Raw genomic sequence first — 19517 nt, forward strand, 5'->3', positions numbered from 1 at the left:
CTGCCTTCCCCCGGGGGGAAGTGGGCCCGGATCCGTCTTCGGTAGCGTTGACCAGGTGCGGCCAACACTGTTGGTGACCAACGACTTCCCGCCGCGCCCCGGCGGCATCCAGAACTACCTGCACTCGCTGGCCACGCGGCTCGACGCCAAGGACCTGGTGGTGCTGTGCTCGAGCTGGGACCGGCCGCAGGGGAGCGACGCGCGGTTCGACGCCGAGCAGCCGTTCGAGGTGGTGCGACACCCCACCACGGTCCTGCTGCCCACGCCGGACGTGCTGCGCCGGGCCGCCGAGCTGATCAAGACCCGCGGGCTGAGCGCGGTGTGGTTCGGCGCGGCCGCCCCGCTCGGCCTGCTCGCCCCCGCCCTGCGCCAGGCCGGAGCGGAACGCGTGGTGGCCAGCACCCACGGTCACGAGGTGGGCTGGTCGATGCTGCCGGGGGCCCGCCAGGCGCTGCGGGTCATCGGCATCAACAGCGACGTGGTGACCTACGTCAGCCAGTACACCCGCCGCCGGTTCGCCACCGCGTTCGGCCCCATGACCGGCCTGGAACATCTGCCGTCCGGGGTGGACACCGAGGTGTTCCGGCCCGACCCGGCAGCGCGCGAAGAGCTCCGCAAGCGGTACCGCCTGGGCGATCGGCCGGTCGTAGTGTGCGTGTCGCGCCTGGTGCCCCGCAAGGGGCAGGACATGCTCATCCGGGCGCTTCCCGAGCTGCGACAACGGGTTCCCGGCACCGCGTTGCTGCTGGTCGGTGGCGGCCCCTACCGCCAGTACCTGCAGCGCGAAGCGGTGGCATGCGGCGTAGCCGATCACGTCGTGCTGACCGGTTCGGTGCCGTGGGAGGAACTTCCCGCTCACTACGCGGTCGGTGACGTGTTCGCCATGCCCGCGCGCACCCGCGGCAAGGGACTCGACGTCGAAGGGCTGGGCATCGTCTACCTGGAAGCATCCGCCACGGGACTGCCGGTGATCGCCGGGCGATCCGGCGGCGCCCCCGAGACCGTGCAGGACGAGGTGACCGGGCACGTGGTGGACGGGCGCGACCTGCCTCAGCTCGTCGACACACTGGCGTCGCTGCTGTCCGACCCGATCCGGGCGGCGTCCATGGGTGCCGCCGGGCGGGAGTGGGTGAGCAAGCACTGGCGGTGGGACCGCCTGGCGCGCCGGCTGGCCGGGCTGCTCAGCGGCATACCGGCCCGATATCGCGCGTGACACGCCGCGTCGTAGGGTCGGCCGAGAGGGGGTCGGACGCCTGCGAGGGAGCGATGGATTCGCAGCAGCTGCAGAAGTGGGACGCCGCGCACGTGTGGCACCCGTACGGCCCGATGCCGGGCACGGTCGCGCCGCTGGTGGTGGAATCGGCGCGTGGTGTGCGGTTGCAGCTGGCCGACGGCCGCGAGCTGATCGACGGCATGTCGTCGTGGTGGGCGGCCATCCACGGTTACCGGCACCCCCGGCTCGATGCCGCGGTCGTGGACCAGGTGAGCCGGATGAGCCACGTCATGTTCGGCGGCCTGACCCACGAGCCCGCGGTACGGCTGGCCCGCACGCTGGTCGAGCTCACGCCGGACGGCCTCGAGCACGTGTTCCTGTGCGACTCGGGCTCGGTGTCGGTCGAAGTCGCCATGAAGATGTGCTTGCAGTACTGGCGGTCCGTCGGCCGTCCGGGCAAGCAGCGGATGCTGACGTGGCGGGGCGGATACCACGGCGACACGTTCCACCCGATGAGCGTCTGCGATCCCGAGGGCGGCATGCATGCGCTCTGGCGTGGCGTGCTGCCGGAGCAGGTCTTCGTTCCCGCGCCGCCGGGCGGCTACGACGACCCGGTCGACCAGGACTACGCGCAGCTGCTGGACGAGACGATCGGCAAGCACGCCGGCGAACTGGCCGCGGTGATCGTGGAGCCGGTCGTGCAGGGTGCAGGCGGTATGCGCTTCCACAGTCCCGGCTACCTGAAGGTGCTGCGCGAGGCGTGCGACGCCCACGACGTGCTGCTGATCTTCGACGAGATCGCCACCGGGTTCGGCCGCACCGGGGAGTGGTTCGCGGCCGATCACGCCGGCGTCACCCCGGACGTGATGTGCCTGGGCAAGGCCATGACCGGCGGATACCTGACGATGGCCGCGGCGTTGTGCACGCCTCGCGTCGCCGATGGCATCTCCCGCGGTGAGTTGCCGGTTCTGGCGCACGGGCCGACGTTCATGGGCAATCCGCTGGCCGCGGCGGTGTCGAACGCGTCGATCGCCCTGTTGCGCAGCGGGGAATGGCGCGACGCGGTCAAGCGGATCGAGCAGCAGCTGCGCATGCACCTCGCCCCCGCCGCCGACCTGCCCGCTGTGGTCGACGTCCGGGTGCTGGGCGCCATCGGCGTCATCCAACTCGACCACCAGGTGGACATGCGCCGAGCCACCGAGACGACCGTCGAGCACGGCGTCTGGCTTCGGCCGTTCCGCGACCTGGTCTACACGATGCCGCCGTTCATCAGCACCGACGACGACGTCGCCGCGATCGCCAAGGCCATGACCGCGGTGGCCGCCGTCGCATGAAACAACCGGCAGTAAGCTCGCACGCCGTGAGCCTGCTGGTCATCACCGGGACGGACACCGGGGTCGGCAAGACCGTCGCGACCGCAGCGATCGCGGCGGTGGCTGCCGGCTCGGGGCGGCGGGTCGCCGTGCTGAAGCCCGCGCAGACCGGCGTGGCGCCCGGCGAGCCGGGCGACGTCGACGTGGTCCGGCAGCTGGCCGGTGCGGTGACCACCAGGGAAGTGCGCCGCTATCCCGACCCGCTTGCCCCGGACACCGCCGCCCGGCGCAGCGGGCTGCCGCCGGTGACACCGGCCGAAGCCGCCGCGGCCGCGGCCGAGCTGGCCGAGCAGCACGACCTCGTGCTCGTCGAGGGTGCGGGCGGCCTGCTTGTCCGGATGGACGAGCACGGCGGCACGCTGGCGGACGTGGCGTGGGCGCTGGCGGCGCCGCTGATCGTGGTCGCGCGCGCCGGGCTCGGCACGCTGAACGCCACCGCGCTCACCGCCGAGGTGGCCACCCGCCGCGGGCTGACCGTGGCGGGCGTCGTCGTGGGCAGCTGGCCCGAGCAGCCGGGCTTGGCCGAACGCTGCAACCTCCACGATCTGCCGGACGCGGCCGGGGCGCCGCTGCTCGGCGTGCTCCCGGCTGGCATGGGCGGCCTGACCGGCGCGGAGTTCGCCGACGCCGCCGTGGCCGGGTTGTCCCCGTGGTTCGGCGGCACGTTCGACCCCGAGCGGTTCGCCGAGCAGGTGCTCGGGGCGTGATGGCGGTCTCGCCAGGGTCTCGGCGGCGGGAAGAACGGTTAGGGTAAATCAGCCCCAGGTGCACCCGCTGACTCGAGGAGATGGTGTGACCGCTGCTGCCAGGACCGATGTGTTGGCCGTTGCCCGTGAGCAGGTGCTCGAGCGTGGGGAAGGCCTCGCCGAGGACCAGCTGGTGGAGGTGCTCCGGCTGCCCGACGAGCGGCTGACCGAGCTGCTCGACCTGGCCCACCAGGTGCGGATGCGCTGGTGCGGCCCGGCGGTCGAGGTGGAGGGCATCGTGTCGGTCAAGACCGGCGGCTGCCCGGAGGACTGCCACTTCTGCTCCCAGTCCGGCCGGTTCCCGTCGCCGGTGCGATCCGCCTGGTTGGACATTCCCGGGCTGGTCCGCGCGGCGCGCGAGACGGCCGCGACCGGGGCGACGGAGTTCTGCATCGTGGCCGCGGTGCGCGGCCCGGACAAGCGGCTGATGTCGCAGGTGCGCGACGGCATCAAGGCGATCCGCGAGGACGGCAACGACATCAACATCGCCTGCTCGCTCGGCATCCTCACCCAGGAGCAGGTCGACGAGCTGGTCGAGATGGGGGTGCACCGCTACAACCACAACCTGGAGACGGCGCGCAGCCACTTCCCGAACGTGGTTACCACGCACACCTGGGAAGAGCGCTGGGAGACGCTGCGGATGGTGCGTGAGGCGGGCATGGAGGTGTGCTGCGGCGGGATCATCGGCATGGGGGAGACCGTCGAGCAGCGCGCCGAGTTCGCCGCCCAGCTGGCCGAGCTGGGGCCGGACGAGTGCCCGATGAACTTCCTCACCCCGCAACCGGGCACACCGTTCGAACACTACGAGGTGGTGGACGGCAAGGACGCGCTGCGCACCGTGGCGGCCTTCCGGCTGGCCTTGCCCAAGGCGATGATCCGGTTCTCCGGCGGCCGCGAGCTGACCTTCGGCGACCTGGGCACCAAGCAGGGCATGTTGGGCGGGGTGAACGCCATCATCGTCGGCAACTACCTGACCAGCCTGGGCAGGCCGGCGTCGGAGGACCTGCGGATGCTCGACGAGTTGAAGATGCCGATCAAGGCCCTGTCCGACACGCTGTGAGCAGGTACTGCGTTCAATGCGGCAAACCCGCGGCCGAGCCGGTGCACCGGGAGTGCGACGGCCCGCAGGCCGCGCTGCGGCCGCCGCGGTTCTGCCCCGAGTGCGCCCGCCGGATGATCGTGCAGGTGACCCCGATGGGCTGGACCGCGACGTGCAGCAGGCACGGTGAGGTGTCCTCCGGCTCGGCGTGACGGATCCGGGACGGATACCCTGCGTGCCATGCATCAGCTGCCGCGCGAGCGAGCCCGGGTGGTGGTCAAGGCGGATCTGCTGCCCGCCGTGTCGGTGCTGTCCACGTTCGGCCTCCTCGGCATCCCGCTGGGGTGGCTGTGGGCGCAGGTGGCACCGCCGCAGCGGGCCCAGGTTCATCCGGACGGCAAGCCGCATCCGATCGACATCGAGGCTTGGCACGTCTTCGACGCCGTGGTGATCTTCGCTTTGCTGGCCGGGGCGTGCGGAGTGGTCATCGGCGCGGGGACCTGGATGCTGCGGGAACGGCGGGGGCCGGTGGCGATGGCGGCCGCCGTGCTCGGCGCGCAGGTCGCAGGCTGGCTCGGCACGCTGATGGGCGGCGTGTTCCTCGGTGACCGGTACACGCTCACCGAGCCGCCCGAGGTCGGCCAGATCGTCGACATCGCCCCGCAGATCACCACGGACTGGGTGCTGATCTGCGCTCCGTTCACCGCCGCGCTGACCTACGGGTTCCTGGCGGCGTGGAACGGCCGCGACGACCTCGGGCGCCGGCTGGGCTGAGCCGAACCGGCCCGCCGGGTCGTGGTCGGCTCGTGGTCGTGGTGGCGAGTGGGCCTGCCGGGTCGTGGTCGGCTCGTGGTCGTGGTGGCGAACCGGCCCACCGGGCCGCGGTCGACCCGTAGTCTTGGCGGCAGGTGAGCCGAAAGGGGCGGATGTGACCGAGGACGTCACCGCACGGCAGAAGGCGCGTTTCCCGCGGATCAGCCCACGGGCGTACGAGCATCCGGTCGACCGCGGCGCGCTGGCGACGCTGCGCGCGGTACCGGGGTTCGCGCAGGTGCTCAGGGCGCTCGCCGGAGCGTTCTCCGAGCGCGGGCTGCGACTGACCGCTTTGGCTTCGGCGATCCGGGTGGGTCCGGCGCAGTATCCCCAGCTCGACGAGCTGCGCACGGAATGCGCGGCCGCGCTCGACCTGGAGCAGGCTCCCGAGCTGTACGTGACCCGGGATCCGGCGGCTGCCGCTTACACCGTCGGAATGGACAAGCCGTTCATCGTGATCACCACCGGCATGGTGGAGCTGCTGGACGCCGACGGGCTGCGGTTCGTCGTCGGCCACGAGATGGGGCACGTGCTGTCCGGTCATGCGGTGTACCGGACGATGCTGATGTACGTGCTGAACGCGCAGCGGAGCCTGTCGTGGAATCCGCTCTCCGCGCTCGGCCTGCGCGCGATCGGCGCCGCGCTGAACGAGTGGTATCGCAAGTCCGAGCTGTCCTGCGATCGCGCCGGCCTGCTGTGCGGGCAGGATCCGGAGGCGGCGTTGCGGGTGCACGTGCGGTTGGCGGGTGGAACCGGCTCCGCGGAGATCGACACCGCTGCGTTCCTTCGGCAGGCCGAGGAGTACTCCAGCACCGGCGACCTGCGGGACAGCCTGCACAAGCTGCTCACTGTGGAGAACATGTCGCACCCGCTCGCCGTGGTGCGCGCCGCGGAACTGCAGAAATGGGCCGCGTCGCAGGAGTACCGGGACATCCTCGGGGGCAACTACCCGCGCCGGGACGACGACGAGCCGGCGTCCAGCTGGCGGGAGGACGTCAAGGCGGCGGCCAGGGCCTACAAGGAGTCCGTCACCGAATCCACCGACCCCCTCGCGAAGGTGTTCAGTGACGTCGGAGCCGCCATCAGCGGCGCAGCGAGCAAGGTCCGGGACCGGTTCGTCCGCGGCGAGAAGGACGAGGCGGACACCGGTCGATGAGCCCGCTGCCGTGGTGGCGGGTGGCCGGGCTGCCCGAGCGCCCGGCTCCGCCCCCGCTAGGTGCGGCGTTGCCGGGCCCGGGTCGGCGGCTTCAGCACCGCGAACGCGTCCGTGACGTGCACCCCGTTGCAGGTGAATGCATACAACGCGGCGGGACGGCCGCCGGATCGGCCGGGTGGCGCGATCTCCCCGGTCGGCTCCAGCACGCCACGCCGGGAGAGCACCCGCTGCAGGTTCGTGGCGGAAACCGGGTAGCCAAGTGCTGCCGAATAGATGTCGCGCAGCTGTGAGATGGTGAAGCTGGCCGGGGCCAGCGCGCTGCCGATGGTGGTGTAGCTCAACTTCGCGCGCAGCCGGTCCCTGGCCCGCAGGACGATGTCGCGATGATCGAACGCCGTGCGTGGCAGGTTGTCGACCGAATGCCACGCCGTGTCTTCCGGGACGTCAGGGTCGACGTCGGTGGGGACGACGCCGAGGAACGCGGTGGCGACGACGCGCGGACCGGGCACCCGGTCCGGCGCGCTGAACACGGCCAGCTGCTCGACGTGCGACAGCTTGCGGACGTCGACCTTCTCGGCGAGCTGGCGCCGGATCGAGGTCTCCACGTCCTCGTCGATGCGGAGCCTGCCGCCGGGTAGCGACCACCGTCCCAGGTGAGGCTCGAGCGCGCGCCGCCACAGCAACACCTGCACTGTGGCGGAACGCACGCGCAGTACGGCCGCAAGAACCTCGTGAACCATCGGTGCCTTGGTGTTAAGATGACTGCGCACGTTTTCGATCCTAAGTCGAAAACTTCACGGTGCCAACCCGGGGAGGACCGATGACCGAGACGCTGCAGCGTCCGGCTGACGCGCACACGCCGTACGGCGGGGTGGAAGCCGACGAGGCGTGGGCCGAGGAAGTGCGGCGGCTGGCTCGCGAGCGGGACGCGGTGCTGCTGGCGCACAACTACCAGCTGCCGGAGATCCAGGAGATCGCCGACTACACCGGCGACTCGCTCGCGCTGAGCAGGATCGCCGCGGAGGTGGACGCCGCGACCATCGTGTTCTGCGGAGTGCACTTCATGGCCGAGACCGCCAAGATCCTCAGCCCAGACAAGACGGTGCTGATCCCGGACGCGCGTGCGGGCTGCTCGCTGGCCGACTCCATCACCGCCGAGCAGCTGCGGGAGTGGAAGGCGGAGCACCCGGGCGCGGTGGTGGTCTCCTACGTCAACACCACCGCCGAGGTCAAGGCGGAGACCGACATCTGCTGCACCTCGTCCAACGCCGTGGACGTCGTCCGGTCGATCCCCGCTGACCAGGAGGTTCTGTTCCTGCCCGACCAGTTCCTCGGCGCGCACGTCAAGCGCGAGACCGGCCGGGAGAACATGCACGTGTGGGCGGGCGAGTGCCACGTGCACGCCGGCATCAACGGGCCGGAGCTCGCCGAGCGGGCGGCGGAGAACCCCACGGCGGAGCTGTTCATCCACCCGGAGTGCGGCTGCGCCACCTCGGCGCTGTACCTGGCCGGGGAGGGCACGGTGCCACGCGAGCGGGTGCACATCCTGTCCACCGGGGACATGGTCAAGCAGGCGCGGGCGACCAGGAGCAGCACCGTGCTGGTGGCCACCGAGGTCGGCATGCTGCACCAGTTGCGCAAGACCGCGCCGGAGATCGAGTTCAAGGCGGTGAACGACCGGGCGTCCTGCCGCTACATGAAGATGATCACGCCCGCGGCGCTGCTGCGGTCGCTGCGTGACGGGGTGGACGAGGTGCACGTCGACCCGGAGGTGGCCGAGCGGGCGCGTGCGTCGGTGCAGCGGATGATCGCCATCGGCCAGCCCGGCGGTGGCGAGTGACCGGCCCAGTTGGCGCCCGTCAGTCGAAAACCGGGCCGGATTGGGAGGCGGGCGCCCAGCTGGTCGTCGTCGGGTCCGGTGTGGCGGGCCTGACCGCCGCGGTGCGCGCCACCGAGCTCGGCCTGCGGGTGGTGCTGGTGACCAAGACGTCGGTGAGCGAGAGCAACACCCGGTGGGCGCAGGGCGGCGTGGCCGTGGTGCGTCCGGAGGAACGCGACCCGGGTGATTCCGTGGACCGCCACGTGGCGGACACGCTGGCGGCAGGCGCGGGCCTGTGCGACCCGGCCGCCGTCGCCTCGATCATCGCCGACGGCCCGGCCGCGATCAGCCGGTTGCGGCAGCGCGGGGCGAGGTTCGACGTGAGCGCCGGCGGGCAGCTGGCCCGCACTCGCGAGGGCGGGCACAGCGCGTTCCGGGTGATTCACGCGGGCGGTGACGCCACCGGAGCGGAGATCCAGCGTGCGCTCGTCGAGGACGCCGCGGAGCACCGGGTGACGATCCTGGAGCGGCATGTCGCAATCGATGCGCTGCTGGACGACGGCGGCGCCGTCGGCGGCGTGACGGTCCTGGACGACCACGGGCGCGTGGGTGTGCTGCGGGCACCCGCCGTGGTGCTGGCGACGGGCGGGCTCGGCCAGCTCTACCAGGTGACGTCCAACCCGGACATCGCGACCGGGGACGGACTCGCCCTGGCGCTGCAAGCCGGAGCGCAGGCCGCGGACCTGGAGTTCGTGCAGTTCCACCCGACCGTGCTCTACCGTCCGGGTGCGCGGGGACGGTGTCCGTTGGTGACCGAGGCAGTGCGCGGCGAAGGCGCAGTTCTGGTGGACGCCACGGGGGCGCCCGTGATGGCCGGGGTGCACGAGCTCGGCGATCTGGCACCACGGGACGTGGTCTCCTCGGCCATCACCCGCCGGATGGCCGAGGCGCCCGGCGGTGTGGACGATCACGTGTTCCTGGACGCCACCGGCATCGCGGACTTTCCCGGCCGGTTCCCGACCGTGGCCGCGTTCTGCCGTCAGGCGGGGATTGATCCCGCTCGCGAGCCCATCCCGGTCGCCCCGGCGGCACACTTCGCCTGCGGTGGCGTGCTGACGTCGGCCGCCGGACGCACGTCCGTCCGCGGTCTCTACGCCGCCGGCGAGGTCGCCCGCACAGGGCTGCACGGAGCCAACCGGCTGGCGTCGAACTCCCTGCTGGAGGGCTTGGTGATGGGCGCTCGCGCTGCCGAAGCCGCCGCGATCGATCTTGCCGCCGGCCAGTTGAGCGCGCAGCAGGCCGAGTTCCGACGCCCGCGGGCGAACCTGGTGCCCCGTGACCGGCTGCAGCGGGTGATGACCAGGTACGCCGCGATCGGTCGTGACGCCGCCGGGTTGGCCGATGCGGCGCAGATGCTGTCGGAGTCGATGCGGCCTGCCGAGCTGACCACCGTCCGGGACGTCGAGGACGCGGCTTTGACCTTGGTCGCCCGCGCCCTGCTCACGGCGGCAGCGGCGCGTACCGAGACGCGTGGTGCTCACGTGCGAACCGACTTTCCGCATCGCGACGACCAGCGGTGGCGATACTCGCAGGTGGTCGGTCTGGCCGGGGATGGCGATCCGGTGCTGCTCGAGCCCGCGTTGGCGACGGGAGGCGCGGCATGAGCCCGGAACTCGACCGGAACGACGTGGCGCGGGTGGTCCGAACCGCGCTGGACGAGGATCTGCGCTACGGACCCGACGCGACCACCGAGGCCACCGTGCCCGAGGGTGCAGTGGCCACCGCCGAACTCACCCCACGCAGGGACGGCGTCCTGGCCGGTGCCCCGGTGGCCCTGGCCGTCTTCGACGCGGTCCTGAAGGACGGCTACGAGGTCGTCGAGTGCGCCGAGGACGGCTCCCGGTTGACCGCGGGCGTGCCGGCGATCGTGCTCCGGGGACCGGTCCGCGGCCTGCTCACCGCCGAACGGACGGCGCTGAACCTGCTCTGCCACCTGTCCGGGGTGGCGACACTGACCGCGGCCTGGGTCGATGCGGTGGCAGGCACCCGGGCGGCCATCCGGGACAGCCGGAAGACGCTCCCCGGATTGCGGTCGCTGCAGAAGTACGCCGTGCGCTGCGGGGGAGGGGTCAACCATCGCATGGCCCTCGGTGATGCGGTGCTGATCAAGGACAACCACGTGGTGGCTGCCGGGTCGGTGACCGCGGCCCTGGAGGCCGCCCGCAGGCATGCGCCCGATCTGCCGTGCGAGGTGGAGGTCGATTCGCTCGACCAGCTGCGCGAGGCGCTGTCCGCGGGCGCCGACGAGGTGCTGCTCGACAACTTCACCCCGGACCAGTGCCGTCAAGCGGTGCGGCTGCGGGACGAGCTGGCCCCGAAGACCAAGCTGGAGGCGTCCGGCGGGCTGACGCTCGAAGTTGCGCGCGCGTACGCGGAAGCCGGAGTGGACTACCTTGCGGTAGGCGGGTTGACGCACTCCGCCCCGGCCCTGGACGTGGGGATGGACTTGCGGGCCGACTGACGAGCAATCCTCACGGGGTCGGCCGACGGACAGGGGAGGACAGCCGATGAACCGCGAGGAAGAATCCGGTGCCGGCGCGCCCGTTTCGGCGTTCGGTCTCGGGCTGCACCACGTGCAGCTGGCGATTCCGCCCGGCAGCGAGGACGCCTGCCGCGCGTTCTACGTCGACGTGGTCGGCATGACCGAAGTGCCCAAGCCGCCGGAGCTCGCGGCGCGCGGCGGGCTGTGGGTGCACGGCGCCCGGTGGCCGCGTGAGAAGCTGTCGGCATGAACACCGCGGCATGGGCTGTGCAAGTCATCCTGGCCGTCATGCTCTTCGGTGCCGGCCTGGCCAAGGCCACCCAGAAGAGAGAGCAGCTGCAGGCTCTGTCGCCGAACATGGCCTGGACGGAGGACTTCGGCGACGTGACCATCCGGCTGATCGGCATCGCCGAAGTGCTCGGTGCGCTCGGCCTGATCCTGCCGCTGTGGACCGGAATCGCGCCGGTGCTCACGCCCGTCGCGGCGGTGGGACTGACCGTGATCATGATCGGCGCCGCCGTCACCCACCTCAGGCGCAATGAGTTCAACGCCATGGCCCCGCCGGTCGTGCTCGCCGCCGGTGCAATCTTCGTGGCGTGGGCGCGGTTCAGCGGGGTGGCCTGACCGGCTCCGGAACGCCCCGGGACGCTGGACGGCGCGCCGGCCGTCACAGGCGCCGGTTGGCCAGCACGGCGGTGGCTTGGCGGGACTCCTCGGCGCGCTTGGGGTCGATGTCGGCCACCAGGATCCCCGGCCCCGGGCCCAGCTGGTCGTGCACCCGGCCGAACGGGTCGGCGATCGTGCTGTAGCCGATGCCGGTCGGCACCCCCGGTTTGGTCTCGATGCCGCTGGTGGCCGGGTCCGCCTGCCCGCAGCCCAGCACCCAGCACCCGGAGTCCAGGGCGCGCGCTCGCACCAGCAGCTCCCACTGCTCGCGCTTGCCCTCACCGGCGCCCCACGACGCGGGAACCACCACCGCGGCAGCGCCTGCCTCGCCGTGCGCCTGGAACAACTCGGGGAACCGGATGTCGTAGCAGGTCGCCAGGCCGATCTTGACCCCTTCCACGTCGACCGAGACCAGCTCGCCGCCCGGGGCGACGGTGCGTGACTCCTGGAAGCCGAACGCGTCGTAGAGGTGGATCTTGTCGTAGCCGATGGACTTCCCGCGCCCGGTGACCAGCAATGTGTTGTACACCCGGCCGTCACCGGCAGGCGTGAACATGCCTGCGATCACCAGCACCCCCGCGGCTTCGGCGATGGCCGAGATCACCGTGGCCCACGGGCCGTCCAGCGGTTCGGCGACGTCCTTCAGCCGGGTGCCGAAACGGGCCATGGTGGCTTCCGGGAACACCACCAGCGACGCGCCCGCGGTGACCGCCTCGGCGACCGAAGCACGGACCTGCTCGGCGTTCTCCACCGGATCGGGCGTGCTGGTGATCTGACACAGGGCTACGCGCATGACTTGCAGACTACTGGCGGGCAGGCGATTCGCCAGGGGCGCAGCGGGCGGGACGGACGGTGCGCACTGCAGCCCGCGCGGCCGGTTGGCCGGGGTGTCGGCCGGCTCTCGTGCCCGCCACCCGGCACGCCGGTACAGCGCGCGGCGCCCGTATCGTTAGCTGCATGCTCAACCGTATCGACCTGCGTGGACGCCCCGCGTCGCTGACTCCGGCCGAGCTGCGAGCCGCCCTGCCCAGGGCGGAGATCGACGTCGACGCGGCGGTACATCAGGTGCGCCCGGTCGTGACGGCCGTGCGCGAGCGCGGTGTCGATGCGGTCCTGGACTACACCGAGCAGTTCGACAAGGTGCGGCCGGAACGGGTCCGGGTGCCCGCCGGGGAGCTGGCCAGGGCCGCCGAGCAGCTGGATCCGGCGGTGCGCTCGGCCCTGCAGGTGAGCATCGACCGGGCCCGCCGGGTGCACGCCGACCAGCTTCGTCCGGACGTCACCACGACACTGGCCGACGGGGCCACGGTGACCGAGCGATGGCTCCCGGTGCGCCGAGTCGGCCTGTACGCGCCGGGCGGCCTGGCGGCCTACCCGTCGAGCGTGATCATGAACGTGGTCCCTGCCCAAGTCGCCGGCGTGGAGTCGCTGGTGCTGTGCTCGCCGCCGCAAGCCGAGTTCGGCGGGTTGCCGCACCCGACCATCCTGGCCGCCGCGGCCATGCTGGGGATCGACGAGGTGTGGGCCGTCGGCGGCGCGCAGGCGGTGGCGCTGCTGGCTTACGGCGGGACGGACACCGACGGGACGGCACTGGAGGGTGTCGACATGGTGACCGGTCCCGGCAACGTGTACCTGACCGCGGCCAAGCGCATGCTGCGCGGCGTGATCGGCATCGACTCCGAGGCAGGCCCGACGGAGATCTGCATCCTGGCGGACGACACCGCCGATCCGGACCACGTCGCGGCCGATCTGGTCAGCCAGGCCGAACACGACCCGCTGGCCGCGTCGGTGCTGGTCACCACGTCCGAGGCGCTGGTGGACGCGGTGGAAGCCCGGCTGCAGCAGCGTGTCGCCGCCACCAAGCACAGCGCGCGCGTCCGCCAGGCGCTGACCGGCAAGCAGTCGGGTGTGGTGCTGGTGTCCACGCTCGACGACGGGCTGCGGGTGGTGGATGCCTACGCTGCCGAGCACCTGGAGATCCAGACCGCCGACGCCGGAGAGGTCGCCGCTCGCGTGCGCAACGCAGGTGCGATCTTCGTCGGCCCGTATTCGCCGGTGTCGCTCGGGGACTACTGCGCGGGCTCCAACCACGTGCTGCCGACCGGCGGCTACGCGCGCCACTCGGGCGGCCTGTCCGTGCAGACGTTCCTGCGTGGCGTGCACGTGGTGGACTACAGCAAGGAAGCGCTGCGTGAGGTCGCTGACGAGGTCGTGACGTTGGCCAATGCCGAGGATCTTCCCGCCCACGGGGAAGCCGTGCAGGCTCGGTTCTCGGGGAGCGAATCGTGAAAGACGTGACGCTGGACGACCTGCCGTTGCGCGAGGACCTGCGCGGCCGCACCCCGTACGGCGCCCCGCAGCTGCAGGTGCCGGTGCGGTTGAACACCAACGAGAACCCCTTCCCGCCGCCGCCCGAGCTGGTCGCGCACGTGGCCGCGTCGATCGAGAAGATCGCCGGGGAACTGCACCGCTACCCGGACCGGGACGCCGTGGAGCTGCGGGCCGACCTGGCCGGTTACCTCAGCGCTGCCACCGGTGTGGAGCTGACCGCGGACAACGTCTGGGCGGCCAACGGATCCAACGAGGTGATCCAGCAGCTGCTGCAGGCGTTCGGCGGCCCCGGCCGCACCGCGCTGGGATTCGAGCCGTCGTACTCGATGCACCCGATCATCTCCGCGGGCACCCGCACCGAGTGGCTGCCCGCGCCGCGGCGCAACGACTTCGGCCTGGACGCCGAGGCGGCCGCACGGCTGATCGCCGAACGGGCACCCGACGTGGTGTTCGTGACCAGTCCGAACAACCCCACCGGCGGCAGCATCCCGCCCGCCGATCTGCGGAAGATCCTCGACGCGGCGCCGGGCATGGTGGTGGTGGACGAGGCTTACGCGGAGTTCTCCAGCAACCCCAGCGCGGTGCGGCTGCTCGCCGACTATCCGGCCAAACTGGTGGTCTGCCGCACGATGAGCAAGGCGTTCGCGTTCGCCGGCGGCCGCCTCGGGTACTTGGCGGCCGCTCCTGCCGTCGTCGACGCGCTGCAGCTGGTGCGCTTGCCGTATCACCTGTCGTCGCTCACCCAGGCGGCGGCGCGGGCCGCCCTGGCGCACGGCAAGCAGACGCTGGAGTCGGTTCGCAAGCTCGTCGCCGAGCGGGAACGGGTCCGCCAAGCGCTGACCGCGATGGGTTTCTCCGTGGTCCCCAGCGATGCGAACTTCCTGCTCTACGGCCGCTTCGCGGACGCGGCGGCGGCCTGGGCGACCTATCTGGACCATGGTGTACTGGTACGCAACGTCGGCGTTCCCGGGCATTTGCGGGTGACCATCGGCACGCCCGAGGAGAACGACGCGTTCCTGGAAGCGAGCAAGAAGGTGACAACGTGAGCCGCATCGGCAAGGTCGACCGCACCACCAAGGAGTCCTCGATCAGCGTCGAGGTCGACCTGGACGGGACCGGGCAGGTCGAGATCGACACCGGGGTGCCGTTCTACGACCACATGCTCACCGCGTTCGGGGTGCACGGCTCGCTGGACCTGCGCGTGCGCGCCGACGGCGACGTGCACATCGACGCCCACCACACGGTGGAGGACACCGCGATCGTGCTCGGCCAGGCCATCCGCGAAGCGCTCGGCGACAAGCAGGGCATTCGCCGGTTCGGCGACTGCTGGGTGCCGATGGACGAGACCCTTGCCCATGCCGCGATCGACGTCTCCGGCAGGCCGTACTGCGTGCACGTCGGCGAGCCGGAGGAGTTCACCACCTTCACCATCGGCGGCAACTACCCGTTCGTGCTGACCAGGCACGTGTTCGAGTCGCTGGCCTTCCACGCGCAGATCGCCCTGCACGTGCGGGTGATCCACGGACGGGACCCGCACCATATCGCCGAAGCGCAGTACAAGGCGGTCGCCCGCGCACTGCGCGCCGCGACCGAGCCGGATCCCCGGCAGGGCGGCGTGCCGTCCACCAAGGGCGTGCTCTAGCCTGCGCGGTCGCGCGGCGGGCGGAGAGCGAGGAGCGCATGACCGAGTTCGTGTTCATCCTGCTGGTCGCGGCGGCAGGGCTGCTGCTGGGCGGGGTCATCGCGATGTGGAAGACCTCGAAAGCCGTCGCCGCGTTCCTCATGGTGCTGTGCGTGATGGCGGGCGTGGGCGCGGCGCTGTGGTACCAGTCGGTGTCCTAGCCTCAGCACCCATCCGCGGTCACCGGCCGCCGCCGGTGGTCACAGTCCGCCTTCGGCGGCGGGCTTCAGCCGTGGCGCGCCCGGTCCGTACTTGGCCAGCTCGTCGTCGTGGTTCATCAGCGAGCACGACCTCAGCGACAGGCAGCCGCACCCGATGCAGCTGGTCAGGCTGTCCCGCAGCCGTTGCAGCGCGTCGATGCGGGCGTCCAGTTCGCTGCGCCACTGCCGGGACAGCCGAGCCCAGTCGGCCTTCGTCGGCGCGCGGTCCTTCGGCAGCGTGGCCAGCGCCTTGGCGATGTCTTCCAGGCTCAGCCCGACCCGCTGCGCGGAGCGGATGAACGCGATGCGGCGCAGCACGGTGCGGGGATAGCGCCGCTGGTTGCCGGAGGTCCGTTCGGAGGAGATGAGGCCGCGTTCCTCGTAGAACCGCAACGCCGTGTGCGGTACCCCGCTGCGCTCGGCGACCTGTCCGATGGTCAGGTGGTTGGCCAGCCTGGTCACGACCTCCATGGTAGCGAAAGTTCGAGATTACTCGAGGTTGGCTGCCGGTGCGTGCCGCCGTGGGGTGGCCAACTACGCTGATACGGGTGACGGCACGGGTGGTGATTCTCGACTACGGCTCCGGCAACCTGCGCTCCGCGGAGCGGGCGCTGCAACGCACCGGGGCGGACGTGACGGTCACCGCAGACGCGAAAGCCGCCGTCGAGGCGGACGGCCTGGTCGTCCCGGGAGTCGGTGCGTTCGCCGCGTGCGTGGACGGCCTCCGGGCGGTCGGCGGGGAGTCGATCATCGACCGGCGGCTGGCGGGCGGACGGCCGGTGCTCGGCATCTGCGTCGGCATGCAGATCCTGTTCGAGCACGGCGTAGAGCACGGCATCAAGGCCGAAGGGCTCGGGCAGTGGCCGGGCACCGTCGAGCGGCTGCAGGCCGACGTGCTGCCGCACATGGGCTGGAACACCGTCCAGGCGCCGGAGGACTCGGTGCTGTTCGCCGGCCTCGATGCGGACACCAGGTTCTACTTCGTGCACTCCTACGCCGTGCGCACCTGGCAGCTGGAGTCGGGACTGCCCGGGCAGCAGCCGCTGGTCACCTGGGCCGAGCATGGCGAGCCGTTCGTGGCGGCGGTGGAGAACGGCGCGTTGAGCGCGACTCAGTTCCACCCGGAGAAGTCCGGTGAGGCGGGCGCGGTGCTGCTGAAGAACTGGGTGAACACCCTGCGCTGACCAGGCCGGGTGCGGGTGCGCGGCCGGCCACCCGTTGCCAGTGGCCGTCCGGCGTCGCCGTAAGGTGGTCGGCGTGACGTTCACATTGCTGCCCGCCGTCGACGTCGCCGACGGCAAGGCCGTCCGCCTGGTGCAGGGTGCGGCCGGAACCGAAACCGAGTACGGGTCACCCCGCGACGCCGCCCTCGCCTGGCAGCGGGACGGCGCGGAGTGGATTCATCTGGTCGACCTGGACGCCGCTTTCGGGCGTGGCTCCAACCGCGAGCTGCTCGCCGCGGTTGTGCGCGAGCTCGAGGTGAACGTCGAGCTGTCCGGTGGCATCCGGGACGACGAATCGCTGCAAGCCGCCCTGGCCACCGGCGCACGCCGCGTCAACGTCGGCACGGCGGCGTTGGAGGATCCGGAGTGGACCGCGCGGGTCATCGGCGAGTACGGCGACCGGGTGGCGATCGGGCTGGACGTGCGGATCAACGGCGACGAGCACCGCTTGGCCGCCCGTGGCTGGACGTCCGACGGCGGTGACCTGTGGGAGGTGCTGGAGCGCCTGGAGTCCAACGGCGCCCAGCGGTACGTGGTGACCGACGTGAGCAAGGACGGCACGCTGCGCGGGCCGAACCTGGAGCTGCTGCGCGCGGTGTGCGCCCGCACGAAGGCCCCGGTGATCGCCTCCGGCGGGGTGTCCAGCCTGGACGACTTGCGCGCTTTGGCCAAGCTGGCCTACCGGGAAGGCGAGGGCGGCGTGGAAGGCGCCATCGTGGGCAAGGCCCTGTATGCGGGCGCGTTCACGCTGCCGGAGGCCCTGGCCGCCGTTCGCTGACGCGAGCGCTCCACGGACCGCGGGCGGCTCAGTCCCGGTCGGCCTCGATCTCGATGCCGATGGTGCGCCGCCGCCCGCCGCGCAGGATGCTGCCGTAGACGGTGAGGTAGCCGAGGATCCCGTACTTCTTCACCAGCAGCTTGCGCATCCGTTCGGTTCCGCCGTCGTCGAGCAGGCGCGGCGTGCCGTCGACCGGTTCTCCGTACGTCGTCTTGCCGAGTGCGTCACAGGCGACCAGCGTCGCACGGCTGCCTGCTCGGATCCGCTTCACCTTGCCCGCGTCGCGTGCGCTCCAGACGTAGACCTTTCTGCCGTCGTCCGGGTCGTGCACGAACCACACGGGCGTGGACACCGGCGTTCCGGACTTGCGATACGTCGTCAGCAGGACGTACTTGTGACCGCGCAGGCGTTCCATTCGCCCAGGTTAACCGGGCTCACGGGGTGCGGCGGCGCAATGTCGCGGCGCCGCCGACGAGTGCGGCCAGCCCGCACAGGGCGACGATCACGACGTTGCGCACCAGCGTGCCGTCGATCTCCGCGCTGCGGGTGACCTGGGTCAGGGCGTCCACGGCATAGGACAGCGGCATCACGTCCGACAGCCATTCCAGCGGCTCGGCCATCGCCTCGCGCGGGGCGAACAACCCGCACAGCAGGACCTGCGGCATGACGAACAGCGGCATGAACTGCACCGCCTGGAACTCGGTGCGGGCGAACGCCGAGGCGAACAGCCCGAGCGCCATGCCGAGCAGCGCGTCCAGCAGGGCGATGACCAGCAGCAGCCACACCGACCCGGCGATCTCCATGCCGAGCCAGGTCAGCGACACCACCGCGGCCAGCGCCACTTGGGCCACGGCGACGAGCCCGAACGCCACCGCGTAGCCGAACAGCAGGTCGACCTTGTGCAGCGGCATGGTCATCAGCCGCTCGAGCGTGGCGGTGGTGCGCTCGCGCAACGTCGAGATCGACGTCACCACGAACATGATCGCGAACGGGAACACCGCCAGCAGGGCAGGAGCGGCGGCGCTGAAGGCCCGGTCGGTGTTGAGCACGTACCGCAGCAGGATCAGCAGAACCGACGGCATCAGCACCAGCAGCACCAGGGTGCGGTGGTCGTGCTTGAGCTGGGTGAGGATGCGACGTGCGGTCGCCAGCGTGATTGCGACGCTCATGCCGCCACCTCGCTTGCGGTGATCAGCCGGAGAAAGGCCTGTTCGAGGTCGCCCGCCTGGGTGCGGGCGCGCAGCGCATCGGGTGGCCCGGTGGCCAGCAACCTGCCCTCGCGCATCAACAGCAGGTGGTCGCACCGGCCCGCCTCGTCCATCACGTGGCTGGACACCAGCAGGGTCGCGCCGCGGCCGGCCAGTGCACCGAACAGCTCCCACAGCTCGTCACGCAGCACCGGATCCAGGCCCACCGTCGGTTCGTCGAGCACCAGCAGCTCGGGCTCGCCGAGCAGGGCCACCGCCAGATTGGCGCGGCTGAGCTGGCTGCCGGACAGCTGCCCGACCATCGCGTTCGCGTGCGTGCCGAGCCCGACCTCGTCGACGACCCGGTCCACGTCCTCGGCAGGCGCCCCAGCACCGAGGCGAAGTACCGCAGTGCCTCGGCGACCCGCAGGTCGGGGTAGATCGCCGGGTTCTGGGTGGCGTACCCGATCTTGCGGCGCAGGTCCTTGTGTCCGGCGGGCAGGCCGAGCACGGTCACACTGCCGCCGGCGACGATCTGCACGCCCACGATGGCGCGCAGCAACGTCGACTTGCCGCAGCCGCTCGGCCCGAGCACGCCGGTCACCGAGCCTCGTTCGAGCGCGAAGCTCACGCCCTGGAGCACTTCTCGTCCACCACGTCGCACGTGGAGGTCGTCCACCGCGACGGCTAAATTAGTCATGTGTTTAATTCTGTGCCTGTGCCGGACGGGTGTCAATGACGCAGGTCGTT

23 protein-coding genes and 1 pseudogene are annotated in these 19517 nt (G+C 71.4%); 18 read left to right on the forward strand and 6 right to left on the reverse strand.

Going from position 1 to position 19517, the window contains the following annotated elements:
- Window positions 1-55 precede the first annotated feature (55 nt).
- The 7 genes from YWY_RS0113910 (at window position 56) to YWY_RS0113940 (ending at window position 6340) form a co-directional block, all read left to right on the forward strand.
- Entirely contained in the window at window positions 56-1213 is a 1158-nt protein-coding gene (locus tag YWY_RS0113910; RefSeq protein WP_028848097.1) for a glycosyltransferase family 4 protein, read from the forward strand.
- Between the two features lie 53 nt (window positions 1214-1266).
- The gene (locus YWY_RS0113915) at window positions 1267-2547 is read left to right on the forward strand and encodes an adenosylmethionine--8-amino-7-oxononanoate transaminase (protein WP_028848098.1); all 1281 of its coding nucleotides are present in this window, start codon (window positions 1267-1269) and stop codon (window positions 2545-2547) included.
- A 26-nt stretch (window positions 2548-2573) separates the two neighbouring features.
- Window positions 2574-3293 (forward strand): dethiobiotin synthase, encoded by a 720-nt coding sequence (bioD, locus tag YWY_RS0113920; protein ID WP_028848099.1) that lies wholly within the window; start codon window positions 2574-2576, stop codon window positions 3291-3293.
- 85 nt (window positions 3294-3378) lie between these two features.
- Entirely contained in the window at window positions 3379-4392 is a 1014-nt protein-coding gene (bioB, locus tag YWY_RS0113925) for a biotin synthase BioB (RefSeq protein ID WP_028848100.1), read from the forward strand.
- The gene (gene bsaP / locus YWY_RS0113930) at window positions 4389-4583 is read left to right on the forward strand and encodes a biotin synthase auxiliary protein BsaP (protein WP_028848101.1); all 195 of its coding nucleotides are present in this window, start codon (window positions 4389-4391) and stop codon (window positions 4581-4583) included. Before bioB ends, bsaP begins: the two co-directional genes overlap by 4 nt.
- A gap of 28 nt (window positions 4584-4611) precedes the next feature.
- Window positions 4612-5145: a DUF2567 domain-containing protein gene (locus YWY_RS0113935; protein ID WP_051310225.1), complete on the forward strand. Its 534-nt coding sequence runs from the start codon at window positions 4612-4614 to the stop codon at window positions 5143-5145.
- 154 nt (window positions 5146-5299) lie between these two features.
- The gene (locus YWY_RS0113940; protein ID WP_028848103.1) at window positions 5300-6340 is read left to right on the forward strand and encodes a M48 family metallopeptidase; all 1041 of its coding nucleotides are present in this window, start codon (window positions 5300-5302) and stop codon (window positions 6338-6340) included.
- Window positions 6341-6396: 56 nt separating this feature from the next.
- On the opposite strand, the gene YWY_RS0113945 is transcribed toward YWY_RS0113940, so the two are convergent.
- Window positions 6397-7080: an NUDIX hydrolase gene (locus YWY_RS0113945; RefSeq protein WP_211227583.1), complete on the reverse strand. Its 684-nt coding sequence runs from the start codon at window positions 7078-7080 to the stop codon at window positions 6397-6399.
- Window positions 7081-7160: 80 nt separating this feature from the next.
- Here YWY_RS0113945 and nadA point away from each other — a divergent pair, with 80 nt between their 5' ends.
- From nadA to YWY_RS0113970, 5 genes are read left to right on the forward strand one after another with little or no spacing between them, the layout of a single operon-like run.
- Window positions 7161-8180 (forward strand): quinolinate synthase NadA, encoded by a 1020-nt coding sequence (nadA, locus tag YWY_RS0113950; RefSeq protein ID WP_051310226.1) that lies wholly within the window; start codon window positions 7161-7163, stop codon window positions 8178-8180.
- Window positions 8177-9823: an L-aspartate oxidase gene (locus tag YWY_RS0113955; protein ID WP_028848106.1), complete on the forward strand. Its 1647-nt coding sequence runs from the start codon at window positions 8177-8179 to the stop codon at window positions 9821-9823. Before nadA ends, YWY_RS0113955 begins: the two co-directional genes overlap by 4 nt.
- Complete coding sequence (nadC, locus tag YWY_RS0113960; RefSeq protein WP_028848107.1) at window positions 9820-10680, forward strand: carboxylating nicotinate-nucleotide diphosphorylase; 861 nt, start codon at window positions 9820-9822, stop codon at window positions 10678-10680. Before YWY_RS0113955 ends, nadC begins: the two co-directional genes overlap by 4 nt.
- Before the next feature lie 46 nt (window positions 10681-10726).
- Window positions 10727-10951 (forward strand): VOC family protein, encoded by a 225-nt coding sequence (locus YWY_RS22060; protein ID WP_211227536.1) that lies wholly within the window; start codon window positions 10727-10729, stop codon window positions 10949-10951.
- On the forward strand, window positions 10948-11325 hold the full coding sequence (locus YWY_RS0113970; protein WP_028848108.1) for a DoxX family protein: 378 nt from the start codon (window positions 10948-10950) through the stop codon (window positions 11323-11325). Before YWY_RS22060 ends, YWY_RS0113970 begins: the two co-directional genes overlap by 4 nt.
- A 43-nt stretch (window positions 11326-11368) precedes the next feature.
- Here the strand turns inward: YWY_RS0113970 and YWY_RS0113975 are convergent, their stop codons facing one another.
- Window positions 11369-12160: a carbon-nitrogen hydrolase family protein gene (locus YWY_RS0113975; protein ID WP_038045076.1), complete on the reverse strand. Its 792-nt coding sequence runs from the start codon at window positions 12158-12160 to the stop codon at window positions 11369-11371.
- 164 nt (window positions 12161-12324) lie between these two features.
- Between YWY_RS0113975 and hisD the strand changes: the two genes are divergently transcribed.
- The 4 genes from hisD to YWY_RS24165 are packed head-to-tail and all read left to right on the forward strand — an operon-like array spanning window position 12325 to window position 15540.
- Entirely contained in the window at window positions 12325-13656 is a 1332-nt protein-coding gene (gene hisD, locus YWY_RS0113980; RefSeq protein ID WP_028848110.1) for a histidinol dehydrogenase, read from the forward strand.
- Window positions 13650-14744, forward strand: coding sequence for a histidinol-phosphate transaminase (locus tag YWY_RS0113985; protein ID WP_028848111.1), 1095 nt, complete (start codon window positions 13650-13652; stop codon window positions 14742-14744). The genes hisD and YWY_RS0113985 overlap by 7 nt, the downstream gene beginning before the upstream one ends.
- Window positions 14741-15340 carry an imidazoleglycerol-phosphate dehydratase HisB gene (hisB, locus tag YWY_RS0113990; protein WP_028848112.1) on the forward strand — a complete coding sequence of 200 codons (600 nt, stop codon included), beginning with the start codon at window positions 14741-14743 and terminating at the stop codon, window positions 15338-15340. The genes YWY_RS0113985 and hisB overlap by 4 nt, the downstream gene beginning before the upstream one ends.
- A gap of 38 nt (window positions 15341-15378) precedes the next feature.
- On the forward strand, window positions 15379-15540 hold the full coding sequence (locus YWY_RS24165) for a hypothetical protein (protein ID WP_156899236.1): 162 nt from the start codon (window positions 15379-15381) through the stop codon (window positions 15538-15540).
- 39 nt (window positions 15541-15579) lie between these two features.
- Here the strand turns inward: YWY_RS24165 and soxR are convergent, their stop codons facing one another.
- The gene (gene soxR, locus YWY_RS0114000) at window positions 15580-16041 is read right to left on the reverse strand and encodes a redox-sensitive transcriptional activator SoxR (protein WP_028848113.1); all 462 of its coding nucleotides are present in this window, start codon (window positions 16039-16041) and stop codon (window positions 15580-15582) included.
- 86 nt (window positions 16042-16127) lie between these two features.
- Between soxR and hisH the strand changes: the two genes are divergently transcribed.
- Both hisH and priA read left to right on the forward strand, forming a co-directional pair.
- Window positions 16128-16763: an imidazole glycerol phosphate synthase subunit HisH gene (hisH, locus tag YWY_RS0114005; protein WP_038045077.1), complete on the forward strand. Its 636-nt coding sequence runs from the start codon at window positions 16128-16130 to the stop codon at window positions 16761-16763.
- Between the two features lie 73 nt (window positions 16764-16836).
- Window positions 16837-17580, forward strand: a complete 744-nt coding sequence (gene priA, locus YWY_RS0114010; RefSeq protein ID WP_028848115.1) for a bifunctional 1-(5-phosphoribosyl)-5-((5-phosphoribosylamino)methylideneamino)imidazole-4-carboxamide isomerase/phosphoribosylanthranilate isomerase PriA — start codon at window positions 16837-16839, stop codon at window positions 17578-17580.
- Between the two features lie 28 nt (window positions 17581-17608).
- On the opposite strand, the gene YWY_RS0114015 is transcribed toward priA, so the two are convergent.
- The 3 genes and pseudogenes from YWY_RS0114015 to YWY_RS22065 form a co-directional block, all read right to left on the reverse strand.
- Window positions 17609-17995 carry a PPOX class F420-dependent oxidoreductase gene (locus YWY_RS0114015; RefSeq protein WP_028848116.1) on the reverse strand — a complete coding sequence of 129 codons (387 nt, stop codon included), beginning with the start codon at window positions 17993-17995 and terminating at the stop codon, window positions 17609-17611.
- Window positions 17996-18014: 19 nt separating this feature from the next.
- Window positions 18015-18749, reverse strand: a complete 735-nt coding sequence (locus YWY_RS0114020; RefSeq protein ID WP_028848117.1) for an ABC transporter permease — start codon at window positions 18747-18749, stop codon at window positions 18015-18017.
- Window positions 18746-19467, reverse strand: a pseudogene (locus YWY_RS22065) (ABC transporter ATP-binding protein). The gene YWY_RS0114020 and the pseudogene YWY_RS22065 overlap by 4 nt, the downstream one beginning before the upstream one ends.
- Window positions 19468-19517: the final 50 nt, after the last annotated feature.

The sequence above is a fragment of the Thermocrispum agreste DSM 44070 genome (genome assembly GCF_000427905.1).
Lineage (GTDB): Bacteria > Actinomycetota > Actinomycetes > Mycobacteriales > Pseudonocardiaceae > Thermocrispum > Thermocrispum agreste.